Here is a 23065-nt window from a genome sequence, read left to right as displayed (position 1 = left end):
AAGCCGGCTAGGACGGTCGTTGCAAACTGGTGTAGACCAGTTGCGGTATCGTCCGGAGAGGCCCCTCGCGGGACATGGCTCCGGTGATCGCCATCCTTGGCCAGGCAGAATGCGCCCGCGCGCATAGCTGAGCCAAACGTGGGTTACCGTGACAAAGCGGACCTACCGTGGGCCGACACAGCGTTCTTCAAGAACCAGGAGAGACACATGGCCAGCAAGGCTGAGAAGATCGTCGCCGGCCTCGGCGGTATCGAGAACATCGAAGAGGTCGAAGGCTGCATCACGCGCCTGCGCACCGAGGTCATCGACCCGAGCAAGGTCGACGAGGCCGCGCTCAAGGCCGCCGGCGCCCACGGCGTCGTCAAGATGGGCACCGCTGTCCAGGTCGTCATCGGCACCGACGCGGACCCCATCGCCGCGGACATCGAAGACATGATGTGAGTCGCTGACCCACAGCGCCGAAGGCCGGCCCCCACTCGGGGCCGGCCTTTCGCGTACGCACACAGGGTTCGGCACTTCCGGATCCTGCGGTCGTGCGAGACCCGTGCCCGTCCGGGACCCGCGCTCGTCCGGATCCCGCGCCCGCGCGGACTTCACCAGTGGCGGCATCACCTAGGCTCATAGCCATGTCTCGAATCGACGGCCGCACCCCCGAACAGCTCCGCCCCGTCACCATCGAACGTGGATGGAGCAAGCACGCCGAGGGCTCCGTCCTCGTATCCTTCGGCGACACCAAGGTCTTCTGCACCGCCTCCGTCACCGAAGGCGTCCCGCGCTGGCGCAAGGGCAGCGGCGAAGGCTGGGTCACCGCCGAGTACTCGATGCTGCCCCGCTCCACCAACACCCGCGGCGACCGCGAATCCGTCCGCGGCAAGATCGGCGGCCGCACCCACGAGATCTCCCGCCTCATCGGCCGCTCGCTGCGCGCCGTCATCGACTACAAGGCCCTCGGCGAGAACACCATCGTTCTCGACTGCGACGTCCTCCAGGCCGACGGCGGCACCCGCACCGCCGCCATCACCGGCGCCTACGTCGCCCTCGCCGACGCCATCACCTGGGCCCAGAACAAGAAGCTCGTCAAGCACGGCCGCAAGCCCCTCACCGGCACCGTCTCCGCCGTCTCCGTCGGCATCGTCGACGGCGCCCCCCTCCTCGACCTCTGCTACGAGGAGGACGTACGCGCCGAGACCGACATGAACGTCGTCTGCACCGGCGACGGCCGCTTCGTCGAGGTCCAGGGCACCGCCGAGGCCGAGCCGTTCGACCGCAAGGAACTGAACGCCCTCCTCGACCTCGCCACCGGAGGCTGCGCCGACCTCGCCGCCCTCCAACTCCGGGCGCTGGCCGCGGTGTCCGGGGAGTAGGGAAGCAACCGGGCAGGGCGCTCCCCGCGTCACTACGAGTACGGGCGCACGGGCCGACCGCGCGCCCGTCCGTACCTTCCGGAACGGCCGACCTCTGGAACGCCCTCCGGAGCACCCGAGCACCGCCCGGAACCCCTGGGGGAGGACCGCCCGATGCGCCGAGCCGCGCTCGCCGCCGCCATCGCGGCCCTGGCCGTCACTGTCACCGCCACCGCAGGCTGCGGAGCCATCGACAAGGCGGTCGACTGCGTCAACACCGCGGACGCCATCGGCAACAGCGTCGGCAACCTCGGCCGGGCCGTCGGCAACGCCACCGACAACCCCGCGCAGGCCGACCAGGCGCTCAACGACATCGACAGAGAGCTGTCGTCCCTGAAGAGCAAGACCGGCGACGCCGACCTGTCCAAGGCCGTCGACGACCTCGGCAAGGCCGTGGACAACGTCCGTACGGCCATCAAGAACGGCGACAACACCCCCGACATCAGCGGCGTCACCGCCGCGGCCAAGGAAGTCGGCAAGGTCTGCACGCCTTGAGCGGGCGGCCCGGCCCCCCCACGCAGGCATGCGCGGCCGTCCTGCCCCGATACTGGTGGGCATGACCCGCCTGATCCTCGCCACCCGCAACGCCGGCAAAATCACCGAACTCCACGCCATCCTGGCCGCCGCCGGGCTGCCCCACGAACTCGTGGGCGCCGACGCGTACCCCGAGATCCCCGACGTCAAGGAAACCGGCGTCACCTTTGCCGAGAACGCCCTCCTGAAGGCACACGCCCTCGCGCAGGCGACCGGCCTGCCCGCCGTCGCCGACGACTCCGGCCTCTGCGTCGACGTCCTCAACGGCGCCCCCGGCATCTTCTCGGCCCGCTGGTCCGGCACCCACGGCGACGACCAGGCCAACCTGGACCTCCTGCTCGCCCAGCTCTCCGACATCGCCGACGAACACCGCGCCGCCCACTTCGCCTGCGCCGCTGCCCTCGCCCTGCCCGACGGCACGGAGCGAGTGGTGGAGGGCCGTCTCCTCGGCACCCTCCGCCACACCCCGGCGGGCCAAGGCGGCTTCGGCTACGACCCGATCCTCCAGCCGGAGGGCGAGACAAGGACGTGCGCGGAGCTGACGGCGGACGAGAAGAACGCGATCAGCCACCGGGGGCAGGCCTTCCGGGCGCTAGTGCCGGTGGTGCGGGAGCTGGTGGGCTGAGACGCGAACGGCGTGGTTCCCCCGCCTCCGGGGGAACCACGCCGTTGCGCTCCGGTGCGCCCGGTCGGATTCGAACCGACAGACACGACCACCTAAAGATCGCCGCTCAGCCCTTGGCGTACGGGCGCGCACACCGCGCCCACTCTACTGGGCGAAGGCCGCCGACGGCAGCCGGAGCCCGGTGGACGGGCCCGGTCACGAGGAGCCGCCTCGGCCGCCCCGGCACCAGGTGACCGTCACCGCATGGCAGTTGGGGCACATCAGTCGCAGGTTCTCCCGCCGGTCGTCGCCCCGGTCCCCGTTGATGTGGTCCACCTCCAGGGTCATGGGCCTGCCCAGCCACTCCGGCCCACAGCCGCACTCGACGCAGCGTTCGGGCACGCCGACCTCGCGCAGTGCGCGGCGCAGGTGGAGCGTTCTCGTACGCCGCCCGTCGTCGTGCCGTGCCAGTACGTCCTCGGCGTTCCTTCTGGCGGGGTGTGTCCTGCCCAGCTGGTGCGCCTGTCCGAGAAGGTGGTGGGTGGGGACGGCGTCCTCAGTCAGCCACCCGCGCAGGGCCGTCCGTGCACGTGAGCTGTCCGGTCTGCCGAGACGGCGGAGCACTTCGGCGAGTGACAGGGATGCGGCCACGGCGCTGCGCAGTTCCGCGGGGCCGGGGCGTGGCTCGGCCGTCCGGCGCGTCCTGGTGCGCAAGTGCGAAACGTCAACGCCGTAGTGCGCGAAGCGTTTGAACAGATAGCGGCGCAGGTGCCTGGTGGGCGGAGCTCCGAAGAGCGCGATGACCTCGTCGATGTCCCCACACGTCTGCGCCGCCTCCACGAGCCGGGCCCGTGAATAGCGTGTTGTCGAGCTCATCGCCAACCTGCTTCCCCCGCCTTGCCCCGGCCTCGGTAACTGTCCGTTGTGGAATGGCAGTTGGGGCAAAGGAGCCGGAGGTTCTCGATGCGGTTGTTCCGCCAGTCTCCGTCGATGTGATCGACTTCGAGTGGGAGCGGCCGCCCTCGCCAAGCCGGTCCGGTACCGCACAGGGAACAGCGCTCGGTGACGCCCAGGGTGTGCATCGCGCGCTTCAGCCGATCGCCCGGTATCCGTCGCGCCGTGGCCGGTTCTTGCTCGACGAGGAGCGCTTCTGGCACTCGCCGCCGGGTCTCGCCCGCTCGCGCGGGAGGCCGGAAGTGCGAGGTATCGATCCCGAACGCCTTGACGCGCCGAGAGATATGCGTGTGGTGCCCGCCGACCACGTCCAGACCGAGTCGGCGCAGCACCTCGCACATGTTCGTCGAGTCCGCGACCACCGGCTCAAGGACCTCCCGCGTCCAGCGGGCCCCCTCGCGCTCGAAGTGAGCGGTCTCGATGCCCAGCTTCCGCATGCGCTCGCGTATGTACCGCCGCGACCCGCCGGTCGGGTCGACTCCCAGTTTTGTCAGGGCCTCCGACAGGGTCCGGGACGAGCCGGCCGCCGCGGCCAGCCTCTCCCGGGTGTACGGGCTCGCACTCATGTCCCCTCCGTCCCGGCCGCACGTTCGCAGCCTCGTACGGAGTAACGAACCGAATACCGGACAGTCACACCCGAAATGCGGAACGCCCCGTCCCGCTTCCCGCCGAGCAGGGCTGGGCAGGGCGGGGCCGGGCGGGGGCGGGTGGATCAGATTCCGAGATCCTTGATGATCTTGGCGACATGGCCCGTGGCCTTCACGTTGTACAGGGCGCGCTCCACCTTGCCCTCCTCGTCCACGACCACCGTCGAGCGGATGACGCCCGTCACGGTCTTGCCGTACAGCTTCTTCTCGCCGTACGCCCCGTAGGCCTCCAGGACCTCCTTCGAGGGGTCGCCGACCAGCGTGACCTTCAGGGACTCCTTCTCGCGGAACTTCGCCAGCTTCTCGGGCTTGTCGGGGGACACGCCGATGACGTCGTAACCGGCGCCCGCGAGCAGTTCCAGGTTGTCCGTGAAGTCGCAGGCCTGCTTGGTGCAGCCCGGTGTGAGGGCGGCCGGGTAGAAGTACACGATGACCTTGCGGCCCTTGTGGGCGGCGAGCGAGACGTCGTTGCCGTCGGCGTCGGGCAGGGTGAAGGCGGGGGCGGTGTCGCCGGGCTGAAGTCGCTCGCTCATGGGGTTTCCTCCGGAATGGCCGAGGGGGTGGCGTACACCGACAGAGCCTAATGGGGGCCTGTGACAGTGCATTGTCGGTGGAACTGACAGACTGTGGATGACGGATGACCCCATACGACCACCGGAGGCGGCGCAGTGTCGGATGCCAGGACCCCTGCGCAGATCGAGGCGGACATCAGGAGCCGGCGGAACCAGCTCGCGGTGACCCTCGACGAGATCGGGGTGCGGCTGCACCCGTCCACGATCGTCGGCGACGCGAAGGCCAGGTTCGCCTCGGCCGTGGACCACACGGCGGGCCGCGCGTACGTCGCGGTGAACCGCACGGTGAGCGACGTGAAGGCGCAGTTCGTTTCGGACGAGGGCGCGCCCCGCGTGGAACGGATCGTGCCGGTCGCGCTCGTGGCGGTCGGCCTGGTGGGGCTGCTCGCCCTGTCGGCCCGCAAGCGCCGGGCCTGACCCTTCCGCGTACGGCCGCGGCCGGTGCGGGTAGGTTCGACCCCGTGAGCGAGAACACCCACGACAAGCTGCCCATCCGGATGCTGCACGACCGTGTGCTGGTCCGGTCCGACACGCCCGAGGGCGAGCGGCGGTCGGGCGGCGGCATCCTCATCCCCGCGACCGCCGCCGTCGGCAAGCGGCTGGCCTGGGCCGAGGTGGTCGCGGTCGGCCAGAACGTCCGCACGGTGGAGCCGGGCGACCGGGTGCTGTACGACCCCGAGGACCGGGCCGAGGTCGAGGTGCGGGGCGTGGCGTACGTGCTGATGCGCGAGCGCGATCTGCACGCCGTGGCCTCCGAGCGGGTGTCGGAGGACTCCACCGGGCTGTATTTGTAGGCAGGGGCAGGGCGCTTCACGGGCGTCCCACGACCCGCGCGGAAGGGGCTGGTGACCGTTGTCACCGGCCCTTTCGCCTGCCCTTTGTTATCGTGGTGGGACCCCGACGAGACGCGTCGTACCGGGTCAGGACAAGACGACGCACCCGTATTTTCCTCACGCGTCTCGGAGGTCCTCATGGCCTGGGTTCTGCTCGTCGTCGCCGGTCTGCTCGAAGTGGGCTGGTCGATCGGCATGAAGTACACCGACGGCTTCACCCGGCTGGTCCCCAGTGTGCTCACGGGCGCCGGGATCGTCGCGTCCATGATGCTGCTCTCGCAGGCCGCCAAGACGCTGCCCATCGGCACCGCGTACGGCGTGTGGGTGGGGATCGGCGCGGCCGGTGCGGCGGTGCTCGGCATGGTGGTCCTCGGTGAGCCGGCCACCGCCGCCCGGATCTTCTTCGTCTGTCTGCTGCTCGTCTCCGTGGTCGGCCTCAAGGCGACGAGCGGCCACTGACAGGGACCGCCTGGCGGGCCCGGCCGTTCGGCCCGCCAGGCCCGCCAGGAACCGGTCCGTCACGGGCTGCGTGAGCCCCGGGGCCGTGCGGCCAGGCCGGTCGTGGTGGCTCCGGGGCCTTCGGTGCTGCCGCTGTTGGTGCCGCCGTTCGTGGTGCCGCCCTGGGTCTGGCCCTGGTCCTGGCCCTGGATCTGACCTTGCGTCTGGCCCTGGATCTGGCCGCCGGTGTTGGTGCCGCCGTTGTCGGCGCCGCCCTGTGTCTGGCCCTGGTCCTGACCCTGGTTCTGGCCCTGGGCGGTCTGGCCCTGCGTCTGCCCCTGGGTCTGTCCCTGGTTGAGGCCGCCCTGGTTCTGTCCCTGGCTCTGCCCCTGGGTCTGACCTTGGTTCTGGCCTTGTGTCTGGCCCTGGTTGCGGCCGCCCGTCTGGCCCTGGTCCTGGCCCTGGTTCTGTCCCTGCGTCTGTCCCTGGTCGCCGCCGGGCGTCGGGGGCTGGGACGGGTTGGGGGCCGGCGGCTCGACGGGGATGTTCGCGCCGTCCTGGAGTTCCAGGTCGAAGTCCTTGGGCTCACTGCTGCGCAGGGCGCCCTTGGTGTACTGCGCCCAGATCTGCGCCGGCGGCCCGCCGCCGTTCATGCGGGGGAAGCCCAGTGCCCCGTACAGCGGCTGTTGCACGGCCGTGTCGGGATCGGCGCCCATCAGCGCGACGACGGTGGCCAGGTCGGGGGTGTAGCCCGCGAACCAGGCGGCCTTGTCCTGTTCGGCGGTGCCGGTCTTGCCGGCGGAGGGCCGCCCGGAGGCCTGCGCGGCCGTGCCCGTACCGCCGTCGACGACGCTCTGGAGCATCGACGTCGTGGTGTCGGCGGCCTCGCGGGTGACGGCCTGTTCGGGCTCCTGCGCGGGCAGTTCGGTCTTCTCGCCGTCCTTGATGACGGATTCGACCATCGTGTACGTGCCGTGGCGTCCGTGTCCGGCGAGCGTGGCGTACGCCTGCGTCATGTCGAGGACGCTCGCGGTGGCCGGGCCGAGCGCGATCGAGGGGGACGCGTTCAGGTCGGGGGTGTCGGCGGGCAGGCCGAGTTCGATCGCGGTCTGCTTGACCTTGGCGGAGCCGACGTCGACGGCCATCTGCGCGTACACGGCGTTGACGGACTTGTCGGTGGCGGTGCGCACGGTGATGGGCCCGTAGGAGGCGTCGTCCTCGTTGGCGGGTGCGTAGCTGCCGCCGTCCCAGCCCTGTACCGGCCGCTTGTTGGTGCCGTCGTAGACGGTGTTGGGGGTGATGGGGCGGCCGTCCTGGGTCTTGGAGTTGTTGACGACGGCCGAGGTGAAGACGAACGGCTTGAAGGTCGAGCCCACTTGGAAGTCGCGCCGGGTCGCGTTGTTGACGTACTGCTTGGTGTAGTCGATGCCCCCGTACATCGCGAGGACCTTGCCGCTGGCCGGGTCGATGGAGGCGCCGCCCACGCGTACGTTGCGGTCGGCCTTGCGGTCGGTGCTCAGCTTGGAGTTGACGGTGTCGTCGACGGCCTTGACGAAGGCGTCCTGCTTGTCCTTCTGGATGGTGGTGGTGATCCGGTAGCCGCCGGTGGCCAGGGTGTTCTCGTCGATGATCTTGTTGCCGGTGAGGTAGTCCTTGACGGCCTCGACGAGGTAGCCGCGCTGGCCGGCGAGGCCCGCCCGCGGCTTGACCTTTCCGGGCACGGGGAAGGTGGTCGCGGCCCGTTCGGAGGCGCCGAGCCACTTCTTCTTGACCATGCCGTCGAGCACGTAGTTCCAACGGGCCAGCGCCCGGGGCTTGTTCTGCGGATGGGCGATGACGTCGTACGCGCTGGGGGAGTTGAGCAGGGACGCGAGGTAGGCGCCCTCGCCGGTGGTGAGCTTCTCGACGTCCTTGCTGTAGTACGCCTGGGAGGCGGCCTGGATGCCGTACGCGTTGCGGCCGAAGTAGCTGGTGTTCAGGTACCCGGCGAGGATGTCCTCCTTGGTCTCCTCGCGATTGAGCTTGATCGCGATGAAGAACTCCTTCACCTTGCGGGTGACGGTCTGTTCCTGGCCGAGGTAGTAGTTCTTGACGTACTGCTGGGTGATGGTGGAGCCGCCCTGGGTGCCCTTGCCGGTCAGGGTGTTCCAGGCGGCGCGGACCATCGCCTTGGGGTCGACGGCGCGCTCGGAGTAGAAGTCCCGGTCCTCGGCGGCCAGTACGGCGTGCTGGACGGTCAGCGGGACCTGTGCGAGCTGGACGTTCTCGCGGTTGACCTCGCCGTCCGAGGCGAGCTGGGTGCCGTCGGCGTACAGGAAGACGTTGGACTGGGCGGTGGCCCCGGCGTTGGCGGCGGGGATCGACACGAGCGTGTAGCCGGCGATGAAGCCGCCGATGAGCAGCAGCGCGATGAGCAGGACGATGCCGAGGACGACCCGCCAGCGGGGGACGAACCGGCGCCAGCCGGTGCGCTTGGGCCGCTTGCCCGGGCCGGCGGGGGTGCCGGTGCCCGCGCTCGCACCGGTGGCGGCGGCGGCTCCGGCCGGGCCGGATCGGCCCGCGGGCTCGTCCGGCTCGTCCGGGTCGGTGGAGCCGTCGGCTGCGGCGTCGGGGCCCGGCGGGGTGGATCCGGTGGCGCCGAGGTCGCGGGGCGTCCACTTCCGTGGCGCCTTGGGTCCGGGTCCGGGGTGCGGTGGCTCCGGCTGCTCGTCGTCGCTCATGTCTCTCCGGCTCTCTCCGGCCATTGCGTCCCGGTCGCGTGCGGGGTGAGGTACGGGCTGGTTGTCGATAAGAATCGACCAAATCGGACGATTCTCACCGTAAGGACATCTTGCATGTCCAGCCGCGGAAATTCCGTCGCGAAGGGCTGGAGGGCTGGGCTAGGCTCCCGCGCTTTGGTGTCCATGACGGGAGAGGGGGCGTTCGTGCGGCTGTACGGGGTCGTGGCCGCGGGTGGATTCCGGCGCTATACGACGTACCGGGTCGCCACCGCGGCCGGGGTGTTCACCAACACCGTCTTCGGCGTGATCGTGGCGTACACCTATATAGCCCTGTGGGACCAGCGCCCCAACCTCGGTGGCTACGACCAGTCCCAGGCGCTCACCTATGTGTGGGTCAGCCAGGCCCTGCTGATGACGGTCAATATGTTCGGCGGGGGCTTCGCGGACGAACTGGTGGAACGCATCCGTACGGGTGACATCGCGATCGACCTCTACCGGCCCGCCGACCTCCAGCTGTGGTGGCTGTCGGCCGATCTGGGCCGGGCCCTGTTCCACTTCCTGGGGCGCGGAGCGGTCCCGCTCGCCTTCGGCGCGCTGTTCTTCGACCTCGCGCTGCCCACGACCCCGGGCACCTGGCTCGCCTTCCTCCTCGCGGTCCTGCTGGGCGTGGTGGTGAGCTTCGCGCTGCGGTTCCTGGTGGCCCTCTCGGCGTTCTGGCTGCTCGACGGGGCCGGTGTCTCCTCGCTCGTCTCCATCGCGGGCCTGTTCTTCTCCGGGATGCTGCTGCCGCTCAACGCCTTCCCCGGCCTGCTCGGCGAGGTGGCCCGGGCGCTGCCCTGGTCCTGTCTGCTCCAGATCCCGGCCGACGTCCTGATGGGCCACCACCACGGGACGGGCCTGCTCGGCGCCTACGGGTTCCAGCTCGGCTGGGCGGCGCTGTTGCTCGGCGCGGGCCGGGTGCTCCAGTCCGCGGCGGTACGGAGGGTGGTGGTGCAGGGTGGCTGACACGAGGGGTGGCGCAAGGGGTGAGCGGACCGCGAGGGGCGAGTGGACGGGGGTGCCCGGGGCGGCCGGTGCGGCCGGGGCGCCCGAGCGGCTTCCGGCGCCGGGTATGTGGGCCACGTACAGGATGATCGCCGGAATGTGGATCCGCTCCACACTCGCCTATCGGGCGTCCTTCGCGATGATGCTGGTCGGCAACTTCCTGGTGACGGCGTTCGACTTCGTCGTGATCGCCCTGATGTTCTCGCAGGTCCGCTCGCTCGGCGGCTACTCCTTCGCCGAAGTGGCCTTCCTGTACGGGACGTCGACGACGGCGTTCGGCCTCGCGAACGCGCTGCTCGGCTCCATCGACAAGCTCGGCGCACGGGTCCGGGACGGCACGCTCGACACCCTCCTGGTGCGCCCGGCGCCGGTTCTCGCCCAGGTCGCCGCCGACCGCTTCGGCCTCCAGCGGCTCGGCCGCCTGCTGCAAGGGCTGCTGGTCCTCGGCGGCTCGCTGCTCGCCCTGGACGTGCACTGGACGGTACTGAAGGCGCTGCTCGTGCCCATGATGCTGCTCAGCGGTACCGCGATCTTCTGCGCGGTGTTCGTGGCGGGCGCGGCCTTCCAGTTCTGGGCGCAGGACGCGGCCGAGGTGCAGAGCGCGTTCACGTACGGCGGCCAGACGCTGCTCCAGTATCCGCCGACGGTGTTCGCCAAGGACATGGTGCGCGGCGTCACCTACGTCTTCCCGCTGGCCTTCGTGAACTGGCTGCCCGCGCTCTACGTCCTGGGCCGCCCCTACCCGCTGGCCCTGCCGGCCTGGTTCGCCTTCACGCCCCCGCTGGTCGCGGCGCTGTGCCTGATCCTGGCGGGCCAGGCGTGGCGGGTGGGCGTCAGGTCGTACCGCAGCACGGGGAGTTGACATGGGCCGAGGGAGGGGACTGGGGCGTGAGCCGACGCCAGGACGCACGCCTTGAAGGCGAACCCGCTTATGGACGAAGGGAGTTGACGTGATGACGGATCTCGTCGAACTCGACGGCGTCGAGAAGGTCTTCGACGTGCGTCGCAAAACGGGCCGCTGGCGGCGCGAGAAGCAGCAGGTCAGGGCGGTGGACGGGATCAGCTTCCGGGTGCCGCGCGGTGAGATGGTGGGCTACATCGGTCCGAACGGCGCCGGTAAGTCCACCACCATCAAGATGCTGACGGGCATCCTCACCCCGAGCGCCGGCCGCCTGCGGGTCGCGGGCCTCGACCCGTCCCGCGAGCGTACGAGAATGGCGCAGCGCATCGGCGTGGTGTTCGGCCAACGCACCACGCTGTGGTGGGACTTGCCGCTGTACGACTCCTACCGGCTGGCCCACCGTATGTACCGCATCCCCGACGCCCGCTTCCGCGAGAACCTCGACCGGTGTGTCGAACTCCTGGACCTGGCAAGCCTGTTGGACGTCCCGGTACGTCAGCTCTCGCTCGGCCAGCGGATGCGCGGCGACATCGCGGCGGCCCTGCTGCACGATCCGGACGTGCTGTACCTCGACGAGCCGACGATCGGCCTCGACGTCATCAGCAAGGCCAAGGTCCGCCAGTTCCTGCGCGACCTGAACGCCGAGCGCGCCACCACGATCCTGCTCACCACGCACGACCTGACCGACATCGAGCAGCTCTGCCGGCGCGTGATGGTCATCGACCACGGTCGCCTGATGTACGACGGCGCGCTCACCGGGCTGCACGAGGCGGGCGAGAGCGAACGCACCCTGGTCGTCGATCTGGAGCGCGAACTCCCGCCGGTACGGGCCGAGGGCGCCCGGGTGGTCAAGGTCGAGGGCCCCCGCCAGTGGCTCGCCTTCCCCGCGTCCGCGTCGGCGGCACCCCTGGTCGCGCACATCGCGGCGGAGTATCCGCTGGTGGACCTGTCGGTGCGGGAGCCGGACATCGAGGCGGTGATCGCGCGAATGTACGAGGGCCCACGGGTTCACTAGTCTGCGCACCATGACGAGTGAACCAACGGGCGGGCTGCCGGAGATGCGGGCCTCGGACGCCGAGCGGGAGCGGGTCGCCGAGTCGCTGAGGGACGCGGTGGCCGAAGGGCGTCTCGACATGGAGGAGTTCGAGCAGCGCCTGGAGGCGGCCTACAAGGCGCGCACACATGGGGAGTTGGAGCCGCTGGTCCGCGACCTTCCGGCGCCGGGCTCGGTGGTCTCGGTGGGCCCGGCGGCCCCTGCCGTGCGCCGCACCGAGGACGAGTCCGAGGTCCACTGGCCCTCCCGCATCGGCCACCCACCCACCTCCAAGGGCGGGTTCGCCTTCTGGAGCGGGTTCTCGCGCAAGGGGACGTGGACGGTGGCGCGCCGGTTCACCGCGTTCGCCATGTGGGGCGGCGGTGACATAGATCTGCGCGAGGCCCGCTTCGAGGACCGCGACACGGTACTGCGGCTCTTCACGATCATGGGCGGCATCGGCGTGACCGTACCGCCCGAACTGACCGTCCGGGTCAAGGGCTTCGGCTTCATGGGGGCCGTCGACGGCAGCAAGGCCATGGGTGACGGCACCCCCGGCTCCCCGGACGTCACGATCGTCGCGTACGCCCTGATGGGCGGCATCGGTGTCGACCGCAAGCTGCGCAAGGCACAGAAGGAGCGGCTGCGGTCGGAGAAGCAGCGGGAGACGCTGGAGAAGCGGGAACGCAAGGAACTGGGCTGAGCCGGAACCTGATTCGGCCGGGCCGGGGCAGCTGGGCTGAGGCGGGCCGGGGCGGCTGGGCTCAGCCGGGGCAACCGGGCCGGGCCGGGTCGACTGGTCTGAGCCGGGGCAAACTCGGGCTGGGCCGGGTCGAATGTGCCGGGCCGGGTCGAATGTGCCGGGCCGGGCCGAATGTGCCTGGCCGGGGCTAACCGCCCAGCGCATGGGACACCGTATAGATCACCAGACCGGCCAGCGCACCGACCACCGTGCCGTTGATGCGGATGAACTGGAGGTCGCGGCCGATGTTCGCCTCGATCTTGCGGGAGGTGTCGTTCGCGTCCCACGACGCCACGGTGTCCGTGATCAACGAGGTGATCTCGGCGCGGTACGTCGACACCACGTACGCCGCCGCGTCCTCCAGCCAGCCGTCGACCTTGGACTGGAGACGGGGGTCGGTGGACAGCCGGGTGCCGAGCGAGAGCAGGGACGCGCGGGCGCGCAGCCGCAGCTCGCTGTGGTCGTCCTCCGCCGCCGCGATGATCATTGACCGTACGGAGGACCAGGCCGAGGCGATGATGTCCTGGACCTCGGGGCGGGCCAGTATCTCCGACTTGAAGCGTTCCACCCTGGTCCGGGTCTCGGAATCGGACTGGAGGTCCGCCGCGAAATCCGCCAGGAACCGGTCCAGGGCGCCGCGTGCGGGGTGGGCCGGCATGTCCCGCATCTCGGTCACGAAGCGCAGCAACTCGCGGTAGACGCGCTCGCCGACCTTGCGGTCCACGAACCGGGGCGTCCAGCCGGGGGCGCCGCCCTGCACCGCGTCCATCACCGAGTCCCCGTGCGTGACCAGCCAGTCGTGGGCCCGAACGCACACCAGGTCCACGGCCCTGTGGTGGCTGCCGTCGGCGACGATCCGCTCCAGGGCCTTGCCGACGCCCGGGGCGATCTCCGCCGCGTCCGCCCGGCGGGTGATGGCCTCGCCGACCACGGCCTGGACGTCGGAGTCCCGCAGCACTGTCAGCGCCCCGCGCAGGGCGGTGGCCAGCTCCGATGTGACGCGCTCGGCGTGATCGGGCTCGGCGAGCCAGGTGCCGAGGCGGCGGCCGATGCCGAGGGCCTGGAGGCGGGTGCGCACCACGGCGGCCGACAGGAAGTTCTCGCCCACGAAGGTGCCGAGCGAGGCGCCGAACTGGTCCTTCTTGTTCTGGATGATCGCCGTGTGGGGGATGGGCAGGCCCAGCGGGCGGCGGAACAGCGCGGTCACCGCGAACCAGTCGGCGAGGGCGCCCACCATGCCGGCCTCGGCCGCCGCCGCCACGTACCCGGCCCAGGCGCCCGCGCCCGACCGGTCCGCCCAGGTGGCGAGCCCGAAGATCACCGCGACCAGGAGCAGCAGCCCGGTCGCGGTGGCCTTCATCCGGCGCACGCCCCGGCGCTTCTCCTCGTCCGCCGCCGTATAGGCGAAGGGCGACGCGGCGGCGCGCGGCGGGCGCCCGGAGGCGCCCGCCACGGCCTCCACCTGAGCACTCCCGGCGCCCTCGGCGCTCCCGGCGCTCCCGGCGCCCTCGGCGTTCTCGGCCCCGGGCCCCGTTCTCGTACGTTCCCGTTCCATTCGCTCCACCTGTCCGCGGGTACCCGCGCCCCGATCATTCACGTCCACGAGGCCGGCTTCCCTGTGCGGGTGGCCGGACGGCCCGTTGACGCCGATGGCTGCTGCTCACCCTCCACTGACCTCTACAGGAAGTACTCATGGGCCGCACGTTCAGTTCCCGCACAGACGTCCTGTCACCCGTTCGCGTGGCCGGACCGGCCGTGGCTGCGCACCCGTACATCTTGGTGGGCGGGGGCGTGCCGAGCGGGTGCCTGCACCCCGAGGGCCCCCGAGGCCGGGCCCTGCGTGTGCTGCCGCCCCCGTACGCTGCGTGTGCTGCCGCCCCCGTACGACTCGGGGACCACCTGCACCCGAGCGAGACGGGGTACGGGGTACGGGCGGCGGGGGCGAGGGTTGGTCCGTGGCGCTGTGACGGGGGCGTACCGGGCGAGGTCCGGGCCGACGGCTCGGGGCCTGGCGGGGCCGGCGGTACGCGCGTGTGGCGGGCCGATGCGCCCCCTCCCGCCGGGTGCACAACCTGAGAACGGCCGGCCTCTGCCTGTCCGTGCCGTACCTCGTACCTATGGCCATGCACCCGACTACCAGGGGGAGTTGCCCCTAAGTACGGGCGCGGGGCGCCGCGCGTTCACGCCCGTCGAACTTCTTTCCTGCGGGGTGGAACGCCTACTTACCCGAGTTACGAGTGACGGCCCACGAAGCGAGGGCGACGGCCCCGGCCACCCCGAACACGGAGGGCCAGGCGCCGACCTTCTTGGCCAGCGGGTGCGACCCGGCGAACGCGGCGACATAGGCGCTGGTCAGCCCGACGGCCGCCTTGGTCCCGGCCGCCTGCTGCCACTGCCGAGCCGCCAGCGCCCCGGCCCCCGCAAGCGCCACCCCGCCGAGCGGCCGCTTCTTGGTCCACCGGGCCACCCCATACCCGCCGACGAGCCCACCGGCCGCGATCAAAGTTGCGGGGACCTTTGCCATGGTTTGCCTCCTGGAGTGCGTTTCCCTTGAGGCTAGCCCTTGGGTTCTGAGGGCTTGGGAGAGGGGGCCGGGCGCCGCACTACCGAGGTTGGCCCTGCCGCGTGGTGTCTAGCCGAGGCGCCGCGATCGCACGGCGCCGACAAAGGCCCCAGGTACCACTGGGGGAGGCCTCCGGAACGCCATGGGGCGCGAAGCGTCAGACATGATCGAGTCCGATCACGAACTCGCTAGTATGTTCGGATGGCTGCGTATAGAGCTGTCTTCGGACACGTCGGTGGCGTCCTGCCCGGCACTCGCTTCGCTTCTCGGGAGGAAGTAAAGGCTGCCGGGCTCCATAAGGAGAATCAAGCCGGGATCTCGTGGGGACTTGACCCCAGAGGCGAACGCGCCGCCGACGCGATCGTCCTCAGTAACGGATACGAGGACGATGTTGATGAGTGGGACCAAATAACCTATACCGGTGCCGGGGGGCAAGATTCCAACACGAAGCGGCAGATCGCAGATCAGAATTGGGAGAACCGAGGAAACGAAGGGCTGCGGCGTAGTCGAATCAATGGATATCCTATTCGTGTCATTCGCGGATATCAGGGCGAGGAGGACTTCTCTCCTGTAAGTGGGTATCGCTACGACGGCCTCTATCGGATAGAGCGAGAGTGGATGGAAGCGGGCAACGCCGGATTCCAGATCTGCAGGTTTGCCTTGCGTCGTCTTGATGATGATCGTCAGGAACTGTCGTCGATAGAGGGACAAGTTCAAGATCTGATCGAAGGTCGGCCGCCGCGTGCCACGGCCACAGTGGAGCGGATCATTCGAGACACGGCGGTGGTTCGCCGTGTTAAGAGCTGGTATAACTACGCCTGTCAGATTTGTCAGCTCGCGCTGAGGGTTAATGGCAGCGGATCTCAGTACGCGGAAGGCGCCCATATTCAGTCGCTCGGCGCAAATGATGGGCCGGACGTCGACGGCAATGTCCTGTGTCTTTGCCCTAACTGTCACGTGAGGTTGGACCGTGGGGCCCTCTACCTTAGTGACGACTTCGAAGTAATTGACCGGTATGCCGAGGGGATTGGTCCTCGGATCTATCTGAGGACTGTTGGGGAGCACCGAATACAGCGCCGATTCATTCGAGCGCATCGTCGCTTCTGGGGCATAGAGCAGCCCGGGATTTAGCCCGCTGCGATCACGGAGTACGTCAGCACGTCAGCTGGGAGCTCATGCATGAGCTCCCACGTGACGGCCATCGGCTTGCTGCCTTTGTGGCTGACGTAGCGGGCAGGCCCGAGCAGCATCCACGGCTGGGCGCCCCCGATGTCCATGGTCTTGTAGCGGCGGATGAAGAGGAGGACTTGGCTGCCCTCGGCTACGTGATTTTGGTAGCGCAAGCCCGTAGGCGAGGACTCTGAGGTCTGGTTCTGGGATTCCCAGTGGAAGAGCCGCTCGCTCAACGCGTAGTCGTGATAACGGGTTTGCGGCGAGAAGTCCTTCTCGTCTTTCTCTCGCGTGATAAGGAGGGCGTCCGTCCTCGCCGACGCACACCATTTCACGCCCTCGCGGAAGTGGGCCGGCATGAAGCCGCCAATCTCGGACTGTCCGAGGGCTGGCAGGATTTCCTCGCGGGTGTACGAGGCGTGGACGGTGAGCGGCAAACTGGCTTGGCTTCCGTGGAGTGGCAGCGGCACGTGCTCCGTGTGCGCGAGGTTGTACGCCAAGACCTGTGTCAGTTCGTCGCGTAGCGCGCTGTGGTCGGTGAGCGCGGCGAATGCCTCGTCGTAGCTGGTGAAACCGCCCAGAGGCCAAAGCGAGAAATAGAGCATGCGGGCGTACCCCTGTTCTTGCTCACTAAGACTGGCGTAGACGGGCGGCTGATCTGACAGGAGTTGAGAGTAGGCGGCCACTCTTCGTGGATCGTCCACGTGGAGGAAGGACGACACCCGCTTGAGGAGAGCTGTCTCGCTCTCCGGTGCGGGCGACGTTAGAAGCTTGGCGCGGCGCAGCAGGCCGGTCCATGAATTGCCGCCGCGGTAGATCTCCTTGAGCTCACGGCCGCTCTCGTCTAGGTAGGGAGTCAGACGTGATTCGCCATATGTAGCGACCTCGTGGGCCAACGCCGCTACGTTGATGCCAAGTTGCGACTTGATGTTCTCCATGATGACCCTCTTCGCCTTTGGCTCCAGGATGATTTGGCAGCCAGAGGGAAGCTGGGGGAAGTCATGCTCGATGTGGTTCAGGAGCCGCTTCCGAGTCAGATTGGTCAAGGCCCTGAACTGGTTCTCGAAGCGGAACTCCTTGCGGTGCTGGCCGATGAAATCCAAGACGGTCAGCACCGCTTTGCCTTCACTTCGACGCAGGCCACGGCCCAACTGCTGTAGGAAGATGGTCGCGCTGGCGGTGGGACGCAAGAGCAGCAGCGTGTCAACATCAGGGATGTCCAAGCCCTCGTTAAAGAGGTCGACGGAGAAGATCACCTGGAGCTTGCCCGCCTTCAAGTCGACCAAGGCCTGCTTGCGTTCCTCCGCTGGAGTCTCGCCGGAGAGTGCAACAGCGTCCAGGCCGGCGCGGCGGAAGTATCCCGCCATGAACTGTGCGTGAGCCACCGAAACACAGAAGCCTAGAGCGCGCATGGCTGTAGCGTCCGTCACCTTGTCCTCTACGGCTTTGACCACCAGGCGAGCCCTGGCGTCATTTCCCGTGAGGACATTGTTCAAGGCGGCAGTGTCATAGGCGCCGCGCTTCCACTCGACGGCAGTGAGATCGGTGTTGTCGCTGATCCCGAAGTAGTGGAAGGGGCTGAGGAGGTCGTTCTCAAGTGCCTCCCACAGCCGCATCTCAGCTGCGATGCGGCCATCGAAGAACTCGTCCTGAATGTTCTTGCCGTCCATGCGTTCTGGCGTCGCGGTGAGACCGAGCAGTTCGGTGGGGCGGAAGTGGTCGAGGATCCGTCGATACGTCGGGGAAGTACCGTGATGGAACTCGTCGATGACGATGACGTCGAAGTGGTCCGGGCTGAGTTGCTCCAGAGCGCGAGCGCTGAGGGATTGCACGCTCGCGAAGACATGGTTCCATCGCTCGGGGATCTCGCCGGAGAAGAGCAGCTCGCCGAAGTCGCCGTCGACGAGTACGTCTTGGTACGTGCGCAGCGACTGTTGCAGGATCTCCTTGCGGTGGGCGACGAAAAGGAGCCGTGCATCAGCGCCCAACTTCTGCCGCAACTGCTTGTAGTCCAAGGCAGCCATCACTGTCTTGCCCGTACCGGTCGCTGCGACCAGCAAGTTGCGGTGGCGATCATGAACGGTGCGCTCGACCTCAAGACGCTCCAGCATGTCCCGCTGGTGCGGATACGGGCGGACCTCCAAGCCCGAGAGCTGGAGCGAAGGGCGCTCGGTGCCGTTCATTCGGCCCGAGGCTCGATTCAATGCGTCGTCGAGGCGTGCGCTGTCCCGGGCAGGGTCGTACAGCTCGAACGTCGGATCGTTCCAGTATGAGTCGAAGGTGGCTTCGAACTTGCGCAGGACGTCAGGCGTGCCGATTGAAGACAGCCGCACGTTCCATTCCAACCCGTCCAGGAGGGCGGCCTTGGACAGGTTCGAGCTCCCTACGTACGCCGTGTCGTACCCACTGTTGCGACGGAAGAGCCACGCCTTTGCGTGCAGACGTGTTGAGCGGAGCTCGTAGCTCACGCGCACCTCGGCATTGAATTCTTCGACCAGGCGGTCGAGAGCTCGTCGCTCCGTGGCTCCGATGTAGGTGGTCGTGATCACCCGAATCGGTACGCCTCGGTCATGGGCTGCCTTGAGTGATTGCTCCAGCACGCGCAGTCCGTGCCACTTAACGAAGGCGCAGAGAAGGTCGACGCGGTCAGCAGTGGCGAGCTCGGCTCGAAGTTCGAAGCCCAGATTCGGGTCGTCAGGTGCGTTGGTGATCAGAGCTGTGTCGGACAGCGGAGTGGCCGGGCGCATTGCGTAGACACCCGGTGCCTCCGGCTCGGCCACGGCCAGGAGCTGACGAGGCCCCTCGGCTACGAGGTCCACCCACTCACGTGCGCCAGCCAACGTGCTCATGGACTCAAGGATGTGATTGGCAGCATGGACACGCTCTGCTGGCGGTAGCCGGTGCAGTACCTGGCGCACAGTGTTGGCGATATGCCGCGCGAGGACGTGTGATGTTGATTCGGCGCCAACCTCGGCCTCGACGGTTCGCCACCCGGCGGCATCTAGCCCTTTGAGCTGCTCAGTGAGGCGCAGCGTGATGAGTTGTTCGTAGAGACCGGTTACGGGTTGCCCCGAGTCGACGGTGTTGGTCACGCTGCGCCCCTCCCATGGACTGCTACCCCTAGTGAATCAGGGGCCACTGACAACTGAGGGACGCCGAACGGATCAAGCCGCCCCGTGGCAGTCCCCGTAGTTGACCCCCGAGCCGCACCAGCAGTCGGCCCCCCGGCCGGGCGGCCAGGAGGTGGCTCGGGCTCGGGCGGCCAGGGTGGTGGCGTATTGGGGGAGGAGGTCGGCGTTGGCGGGGGAGGAGGCTTCGGAGGCGGCGAAGGCTTCGTAGGAGGGGACCGTGGCCGTCACGATGCCGAGGTTGGGGGTGCCGGCCGCGGCGAGTTCGCGCAGGGAGGCCTCGATGTCCAGCAAGTGGGCCGCGTGGGTGGGGTATTCGGACTGGAGCTCGGGGTACGCCGTGAGGAGTTCGTCCAGTTCCGGTTCCGGCCAGTGCAGGACGGCGACCGGGAACGGGCGGGACAGGGCGGCTCGGTAGCTGCCCAACTCGGCCCGTAGACGGGCGAGTTCGGCCTGGAGCTCGGCCGGGTCGTCCGAGCCGAGGGACCACAGGCGCTTGGGGTCGTGGAGTTCGTCCAGGGTGATCGGGGCCGTGTGCAGGTCGTCGGCCAGGGTGTCCCAGTCGTCGTGCGGCAGCGCGAGCAGGCGGCGGACCCGGTGGCGGGTGGTGACCAGGGACTGGGTGCTGTACGGGATCGCCCTCGTGTCCACCGTGGCCTCGGCGATGCCCAGGAGCGTCAGGGCCCGGGTCAGGGAGGCGTGGGCGAGGTCCAGTTCGTCGTGGGCCTCAAGGGTCTCGGCGACGATCTCCCACGCCGCCGGGTCCAGCGGGGCCGCCGCCCGGATGCCCTCGATGATCGCGCGGGCCTCCGGCTCGTGACCGTACTCCCACAGGTTCGCCGCCTTGAACGCCTTCACCAGGTGGGGGTGGTCCACCCTCGTGGACAGCAGGCGGTCGTAGAGCGTGGTGGCCCGAGGGCGGTCGCCGGAGAGCTCCAGGTGGGCCGCGGCCTGGAGCAGCAGGGGCTCCTGGTCCTCCGGGTACTGGTCCGCGGTGCGCAGCAGACGCTCGGCTTCGGCGGTGTGATCGGCAGGCGTGTCGGGGCGCATGAGGGACACCGTACTGCCGTACGGGTGCCCGGCGGAGGGCGGTTCAGGCCCTGGTGGGTCGACTACGTCACGTCCCGGGCCTGGTGAGTTGGCGCCCAGCCACCTAGCCTGCGCCCGTGCGCACAGGGATACCGGTACCGGTGAGGGTGCAGGGCGGGCGGGGACGCGGACCCGGGCACGGGCGCGGGCCCCGGGCTCGGGCGGCGCGCGGGCTGTGGGTCGGCGCCGAGCTCGCCGTGACGGTCGGGCTCCTCGTGCTGCTGCTCGTCGCGCACCAGCTGTGGTGGACCAACCGGGAGGCCCGGGCCGAGGCCCGCGACACCGTCCACTCCCTTGAGGATCAATGGGGGGCTTCGGGGTCGGGCCGCTCCGGGGGTTCGACCGGGTCGGCCGAGTCGGCCGGTCTGTCCGATCCGTCCGATCCATCCGGTCCGTCCGATCCGGCGCAGGACTCGCCCGCCTCGCCAGCCGCCGGTGACGAGAGCGTCGCCGTGGCGGGCGGGCCCCAGGCCGGCACCTCCGGTCGCGGGAGCGCGCCGCGCGGTGACCAGGCGTACGCCGTCATCCGGATTCCGCGGATCGGGGTCACCGCACCCATCGCGGAGGGGATCAGCAAAGCCGGCGTGCTCGACAAGGGGTATGTCGGGCACTACGTGGGCACCGCTCAGCCGGGGCAGACGGGGAACTTCGCGCTCGCCGGGCACCGCAACACCCATGGTGAGCCGTTCCGCTACATCAACCGGCTGCGGGTGGGGGACTCCGTCGTTGTCGAGACCCGGGACACCGTCTATACGTATGTGGTCGATTCGCTCCTGCCGCAGACCTCGGCACGTGACGGCGGAACCATAGCCCCCGTCCCCCGTAGCGTTGTCAAGCCCTCGTACGGGTACAGCGCGCCCGGGCGTTACATCACGCTCACCACCTGCACGCCCGAGTTCACCTCCACCTACCGGCTTGTGGTGTGGGGCAAATTGCGGGGCAGCCGTCCGCGCTAGCGTTCAAGGATGCGTCGTCGTCGAACACATCTGCTCTGGCTGGGGGTGCCCTATCTGCTGTACCTGGGGGCGCTGCCCTTCGTGAACAAGGTGCGGCCCGTGGTCCTCGGACTCCCGTTCCTCTTCTTCTGGTTGCTGCTCGCGACCGTGGTCACTCCGCTCGCCATCTGGCTCACCTGGCGGGGCGATCACAAGGGCGCACGGCAGAGGAGGGCCCGATGAGCAGCGCCGCCGTCGCCACGTCCGTCTTCGGTGTCTTCATGGTCGCCACCGTCGCCCTCGGGCTGTTCGCCGTGCGCGGCCGGGGCGGCGGGGGCGGTGGGCTCGCCGAGTGGTCGGTGGGCGGGCGCAGTCTGGGGACCGTGTTCATCTGGGTGCTGATGGCCGGCGAGAGCTACACCAGCTTCAGCTATCTGGGCGCCGCGGGCTGGGGCTACAACTACGGTGCGCCGGTGCTGTATGTGGTCGCCTACATGTCCTGCGGCTATGCCGTCGGTTATGTGGTCGGGCCCATGTTGTGGGCGTACGCCAAGAAGCACGGCCTGGTGGGGATCACCGACATGGTGGCCCACCGGTACGGCCGGCCCTGGGTGGGGGCGCTCGTCGCGCTGCTCGCCACCGTGTTCCTGCTGCCGTACGTCCAGTTGCAGATCACCGGCATGGGCGTGGTCGTGTCGACCATCTCCTACGGGGCCATCTCCCTCAACTGGGCCTATTTCGTCGCCTTCGCGGTCACCACGGGGTTCGTGGTGGTCAGCGGGCTGCGTGGCAGCGCCTGGGTGTCGGTCCTGAAGGACGTGCTCGTCATCGCCACCCTCGCCTTCCTGGCGATCTACGTGCCGCTGCACTACTTCGGCGGGTACGGAGACTTCGTCGACCGCGTCGTGAACGAGAAGAGCGACTGGCTTACGTTGCCCGGCCACGGCGGGGCGTTCGGACAGGCGTGGTTCGCCACCACATCCGTCCTCAACTCCCTCACCGTGGTGATCTTCCCGACCACCGTCGCCGGTTACCTCGGGGCGCGCAACGCCGACGCCCTGCGGCGCAACGCCGTCCTGCTGCCCGCCTACAACGTGCTGCTCTTCGTGCCGATGCTGCTCGGGATGGCCGCGATCTTCGTCGTGCCGGGGCTGGCCGGGGCCGACTCCAATCTCGCCCTGTTCAAGCTGGTCGTCGACTCGCTGCCCGCCTGGACCGTCGGCCTGATCGGGGTGGCGGCGGCGCTCTCGTCCATCGTGCCGATGGCCGTGTTCATGCTGGTCATCGGCACCATGTGGGGGCGCAGTGTGCTCTCGCTCGTGCCCCGGCTGCGGGACCGGCAGAAGGAGGCCTCGCAGGTCGTGGTCGTCGTCGCGGGGGCGCTCGCCCTGCTCATGACGTACACCGTGCCCAACACCCTCGTACGGCTCTCGCTCATCTCCTACGAGGGGATGGCTCAGCTGCTGCCGATGCTGCTACTGGGGCTTGTGTGGCGGAAGTTGACACTCGTGGGGGGCCTTGCGGGGCTCGCGGTGGGGGTCGCGGTGGTCTGTGGGTTCGTGTTCACGGACCACGACCCGGTGTGGGGTGTCAACGCGGGGATCGTCGCCCTCGGCGTCAACCTCCTTGTGGCGCTTGCTCTTTCCTTCCTCGGGGCGCAGCGGGAACCGGTGGCGGGTGACGTACTGGCCCGCGATCCGATCCATGATCCCGATGACGCGGGGGAGACCGCCCCGCTGCGGGCCTGAGCGCAGC

General features: G+C 69.0%; 23 protein-coding genes, 1 tRNA gene and 1 riboswitch. Of the genes, 15 read left to right on the top strand and 9 right to left on the bottom strand.

All coding sequences use genetic code 11. The features are described 5' to 3' along the window. Positions 1–207: 207 nt before the first annotated feature. The 4 genes from CG740_RS30795 to rdgB all read left to right on the top strand — a co-directional run bounded on the left by CG740_RS30795 (position 208) and on the right by rdgB (position 2562). On the top strand, positions 208–441 hold the full coding sequence (locus CG740_RS30795; RefSeq protein WP_053729485.1) for a glucose PTS transporter subunit EIIB: 234 nt from the start codon (positions 208–210) through the stop codon (positions 439–441). A 185-nt stretch (positions 442–626) separates the two neighbouring features. Beyond that, the gene (rph, locus tag CG740_RS30790) at positions 627–1364 is read left to right on the top strand and encodes a ribonuclease PH (RefSeq protein ID WP_100578567.1); all 738 of its coding nucleotides are present in this window, start codon (positions 627–629) and stop codon (positions 1362–1364) included. A 153-nt stretch (positions 1365–1517) separates the two neighbouring features. After that, a complete protein-coding gene (locus tag CG740_RS30785) occupies positions 1518–1898 on the top strand; it encodes a hypothetical protein (protein WP_100578566.1) in 381 nt (126 codons plus the stop codon). Between the two features lie 61 nt (positions 1899–1959). Then, positions 1960–2562: an RdgB/HAM1 family non-canonical purine NTP pyrophosphatase gene (gene rdgB / locus CG740_RS30780; RefSeq protein WP_100578665.1), complete on the top strand. Its 603-nt coding sequence runs from the start codon at positions 1960–1962 to the stop codon at positions 2560–2562. A gap of 55 nt (positions 2563–2617) precedes the next feature. Here the strand turns inward: rdgB and CG740_RS30775 are convergent. The 4 genes from CG740_RS30775 to bcp all read right to left on the bottom strand — a co-directional run bounded on the left by CG740_RS30775 (position 2618) and on the right by bcp (position 4675). Then, a tRNA-Leu gene (locus CG740_RS30775) sits at positions 2618–2690 on the bottom strand. Positions 2691–2757: 67 nt separating this feature from the next. After that, positions 2758–3417: an HNH endonuclease signature motif containing protein gene (locus CG740_RS30770; protein WP_100578565.1), complete on the bottom strand. Its 660-nt coding sequence runs from the start codon at positions 3415–3417 to the stop codon at positions 2758–2760. Further along, the gene (locus CG740_RS30765) at positions 3414–4061 is read right to left on the bottom strand and encodes an HNH endonuclease signature motif containing protein (protein WP_100578564.1); all 648 of its coding nucleotides are present in this window, start codon (positions 4059–4061) and stop codon (positions 3414–3416) included. Before CG740_RS30765 ends, CG740_RS30770 begins: the two co-directional genes overlap by 4 nt. A 146-nt stretch (positions 4062–4207) precedes the next feature. Continuing rightward, the gene (gene bcp / locus CG740_RS30760; RefSeq protein ID WP_100578563.1) at positions 4208–4675 is read right to left on the bottom strand and encodes a thioredoxin-dependent thiol peroxidase; all 468 of its coding nucleotides are present in this window, start codon (positions 4673–4675) and stop codon (positions 4208–4210) included. 135 nt (positions 4676–4810) lie between these two features. Between bcp and CG740_RS30755 the strand changes: the two genes are divergently transcribed. The 3 genes from CG740_RS30755 to CG740_RS30745 all read left to right on the top strand — a co-directional run bounded on the left by CG740_RS30755 (position 4811) and on the right by CG740_RS30745 (position 6006). After that, positions 4811–5131 (top strand): DUF3618 domain-containing protein, encoded by a 321-nt coding sequence (locus CG740_RS30755; protein ID WP_100578562.1) that lies wholly within the window; start codon positions 4811–4813, stop codon positions 5129–5131. Between the two features lie 44 nt (positions 5132–5175). Then, positions 5176–5508, top strand: coding sequence for a GroES family chaperonin (locus tag CG740_RS30750; protein ID WP_100578561.1), 333 nt, complete (start codon positions 5176–5178; stop codon positions 5506–5508). A gap of 75 nt (positions 5509–5583) precedes the next feature. Further along, a riboswitch (guanidine-III (ykkC-III) riboswitch) is annotated at positions 5584–5654 on the top strand. A gap of 31 nt (positions 5655–5685) precedes the next feature. After that, positions 5686–6006 (top strand): DMT family transporter, encoded by a 321-nt coding sequence (locus CG740_RS30745; RefSeq protein WP_100578560.1) that lies wholly within the window; start codon positions 5686–5688, stop codon positions 6004–6006. A 59-nt stretch (positions 6007–6065) separates the two neighbouring features. Here the strand turns inward: CG740_RS30745 and CG740_RS30740 are convergent, their stop codons facing one another. Next, the gene (locus CG740_RS30740; protein WP_199846626.1) at positions 6066–8705 is read right to left on the bottom strand and encodes a transglycosylase domain-containing protein; all 2640 of its coding nucleotides are present in this window, start codon (positions 8703–8705) and stop codon (positions 6066–6068) included. A 204-nt stretch (positions 8706–8909) separates the two neighbouring features. Between CG740_RS30740 and CG740_RS30735 the strand changes: the two genes are divergently transcribed. The 4 genes from CG740_RS30735 (at position 8910) to CG740_RS30720 (ending at position 12386) form a co-directional block, all read left to right on the top strand. Further along, positions 8910–9710, top strand: coding sequence for an ABC transporter permease (locus tag CG740_RS30735; RefSeq protein ID WP_100578663.1), 801 nt, complete (start codon positions 8910–8912; stop codon positions 9708–9710). Between the two features lie 106 nt (positions 9711–9816). Then, positions 9817–10611, top strand: coding sequence for an ABC transporter permease (locus CG740_RS30730; RefSeq protein WP_234376578.1), 795 nt, complete (start codon positions 9817–9819; stop codon positions 10609–10611). Between the two features lie 91 nt (positions 10612–10702). Then, positions 10703–11665 (top strand): ABC transporter ATP-binding protein, encoded by a 963-nt coding sequence (locus CG740_RS30725; protein ID WP_100578558.1) that lies wholly within the window; start codon positions 10703–10705, stop codon positions 11663–11665. Between the two features lie 43 nt (positions 11666–11708). Further along, positions 11709–12386 (top strand): DUF1707 SHOCT-like domain-containing protein, encoded by a 678-nt coding sequence (locus CG740_RS30720; protein ID WP_199846630.1) that lies wholly within the window; start codon positions 11709–11711, stop codon positions 12384–12386. Positions 12387–12573: 187 nt separating this feature from the next. Here CG740_RS30720 and CG740_RS30715 read toward each other — a convergent pair whose 3' ends face one another. Together CG740_RS30715 and CG740_RS30710 are read right to left on the bottom strand one after the other, a co-directional pair. Next, positions 12574–13980 carry a DUF445 domain-containing protein gene (locus CG740_RS30715; RefSeq protein ID WP_100578556.1) on the bottom strand — a complete coding sequence of 469 codons (1407 nt, stop codon included), beginning with the start codon at positions 13978–13980 and terminating at the stop codon, positions 12574–12576. A gap of 663 nt (positions 13981–14643) precedes the next feature. Then, positions 14644–14949, bottom strand: a complete 306-nt coding sequence (locus CG740_RS30710; protein WP_100578555.1) for a hypothetical protein — start codon at positions 14947–14949, stop codon at positions 14644–14646. Between the two features lie 240 nt (positions 14950–15189). Here CG740_RS30710 and CG740_RS41965 point away from each other — a divergent pair, with 240 nt between their 5' ends. Continuing rightward, positions 15190–16119 carry a YDG/SRA domain-containing protein gene (locus tag CG740_RS41965; RefSeq protein WP_100578554.1) on the top strand — a complete coding sequence of 310 codons (930 nt, stop codon included), beginning with the start codon at positions 15190–15192 and terminating at the stop codon, positions 16117–16119. Here CG740_RS41965 and CG740_RS30700 read toward each other — a convergent pair. Both CG740_RS30700 and CG740_RS30695 read right to left on the bottom strand, forming a co-directional pair. After that, entirely contained in the window at positions 16116–19250 is a 3135-nt protein-coding gene (locus CG740_RS30700) for a DUF3427 domain-containing protein (RefSeq protein ID WP_100578553.1), read from the bottom strand. The two genes, CG740_RS41965 and CG740_RS30700, sit on opposite strands and share 4 nt — an antisense overlap. 72 nt (positions 19251–19322) lie before the next feature. Beyond that, positions 19323–20336 carry an SEC-C domain-containing protein gene (locus CG740_RS30695; RefSeq protein ID WP_100578552.1) on the bottom strand — a complete coding sequence of 338 codons (1014 nt, stop codon included), beginning with the start codon at positions 20334–20336 and terminating at the stop codon, positions 19323–19325. Positions 20337–20452: 116 nt separating this feature from the next. On the opposite strand from CG740_RS30695, the gene CG740_RS30690 reads away from it, so the two are divergent. Genes CG740_RS30690 through CG740_RS30680 form a run of 3 tightly spaced genes read left to right on the top strand, consistent with a single transcriptional unit; the run spans position 20453 to position 23058 of the window. After that, positions 20453–21331, top strand: coding sequence for a class E sortase (locus CG740_RS30690; RefSeq protein WP_442802863.1), 879 nt, complete (start codon positions 20453–20455; stop codon positions 21329–21331). A 9-nt stretch (positions 21332–21340) separates the two neighbouring features. Further along, positions 21341–21553: a DUF3311 domain-containing protein gene (locus CG740_RS30685; RefSeq protein WP_100578550.1), complete on the top strand. Its 213-nt coding sequence runs from the start codon at positions 21341–21343 to the stop codon at positions 21551–21553. Next, positions 21550–23058, top strand: coding sequence for a sodium:solute symporter family protein (locus tag CG740_RS30680; protein ID WP_100578549.1), 1509 nt, complete (start codon positions 21550–21552; stop codon positions 23056–23058). Before CG740_RS30685 ends, CG740_RS30680 begins: the two co-directional genes overlap by 4 nt. Positions 23059–23065 lie beyond the last annotated feature (7 nt).

Source organism: Streptomyces sp. CB01201, from assembly GCF_002803085.1.
Taxonomy (GTDB): Bacteria; Actinomycetota; Actinomycetes; order Streptomycetales; family Streptomycetaceae; genus Streptomyces; species Streptomyces hundungensis.
This window is presented reverse-complemented; position numbering and strand designations above follow the sequence as displayed.

What these genes read in the sequence shown, in the direction of transcription:
- CG740_RS30795 (WP_053729485.1), top strand. Translation starts at nt 208, where the DNA reads ATGGCCAGCAAGGCTGAGAAGATCGTCGCCGGCCTCGGCGGTATCGAG.
- rph (WP_100578567.1), top strand. Translation starts at nt 627, where the DNA reads ATGTCTCGAATCGACGGCCGCACCCCCGAACAGCTCCGCCCCGTCACC.
- CG740_RS30785 (WP_100578566.1), top strand. Translation starts at nt 1,518, where the DNA reads ATGCGCCGAGCCGCGCTCGCCGCCGCCATCGCGGCCCTGGCCGTCACT.
- rdgB (WP_100578665.1), top strand. Translation starts at nt 1,960, where the DNA reads ATGACCCGCCTGATCCTCGCCACCCGCAACGCCGGCAAAATCACCGAA.
- CG740_RS30770 (WP_100578565.1), bottom strand. Translation starts at nt 3,417, where the DNA reads ATGAGCTCGACAACACGCTATTCACGGGCCCGGCTCGTGGAGGCGGCG.
- CG740_RS30765 (WP_100578564.1), bottom strand. Translation starts at nt 4,061, where the DNA reads ATGAGTGCGAGCCCGTACACCCGGGAGAGGCTGGCCGCGGCGGCCGGC.
- bcp (WP_100578563.1), bottom strand. Translation starts at nt 4,675, where the DNA reads ATGAGCGAGCGACTTCAGCCCGGCGACACCGCCCCCGCCTTCACCCTG.
- CG740_RS30745 (WP_100578560.1), top strand. Translation starts at nt 5,686, where the DNA reads ATGGCCTGGGTTCTGCTCGTCGTCGCCGGTCTGCTCGAAGTGGGCTGG.
- CG740_RS30740 (WP_199846626.1), bottom strand. Translation starts at nt 8,705, where the DNA reads ATGAGCGACGACGAGCAGCCGGAGCCACCGCACCCCGGACCCGGACCC.
- CG740_RS30730 (WP_234376578.1), top strand. Translation starts at nt 9,817, where the DNA reads ATGTGGGCCACGTACAGGATGATCGCCGGAATGTGGATCCGCTCCACA.
- CG740_RS30725 (WP_100578558.1), top strand. Translation starts at nt 10,703, where the DNA reads ATGACGGATCTCGTCGAACTCGACGGCGTCGAGAAGGTCTTCGACGTG.
- CG740_RS30720 (WP_199846630.1), top strand. Translation starts at nt 11,709, where the DNA reads ATGCGGGCCTCGGACGCCGAGCGGGAGCGGGTCGCCGAGTCGCTGAGG.
- CG740_RS30715 (WP_100578556.1), bottom strand. Translation starts at nt 13,980, where the DNA reads ATGGAACGGGAACGTACGAGAACGGGGCCCGGGGCCGAGAACGCCGAG.
- CG740_RS30710 (WP_100578555.1), bottom strand. Translation starts at nt 14,949, where the DNA reads ATGGCAAAGGTCCCCGCAACTTTGATCGCGGCCGGTGGGCTCGTCGGC.
- CG740_RS41965 (WP_100578554.1), top strand. Translation starts at nt 15,190, where the DNA reads ATGGCTGCGTATAGAGCTGTCTTCGGACACGTCGGTGGCGTCCTGCCC.
- CG740_RS30695 (WP_100578552.1), bottom strand. Translation starts at nt 20,336, where the DNA reads ATGCGCCCCGACACGCCTGCCGATCACACCGCCGAAGCCGAGCGTCTG.
- CG740_RS30685 (WP_100578550.1), top strand. Translation starts at nt 21,341, where the DNA reads ATGCGTCGTCGTCGAACACATCTGCTCTGGCTGGGGGTGCCCTATCTG.
- CG740_RS30680 (WP_100578549.1), top strand. Translation starts at nt 21,550, where the DNA reads ATGAGCAGCGCCGCCGTCGCCACGTCCGTCTTCGGTGTCTTCATGGTC.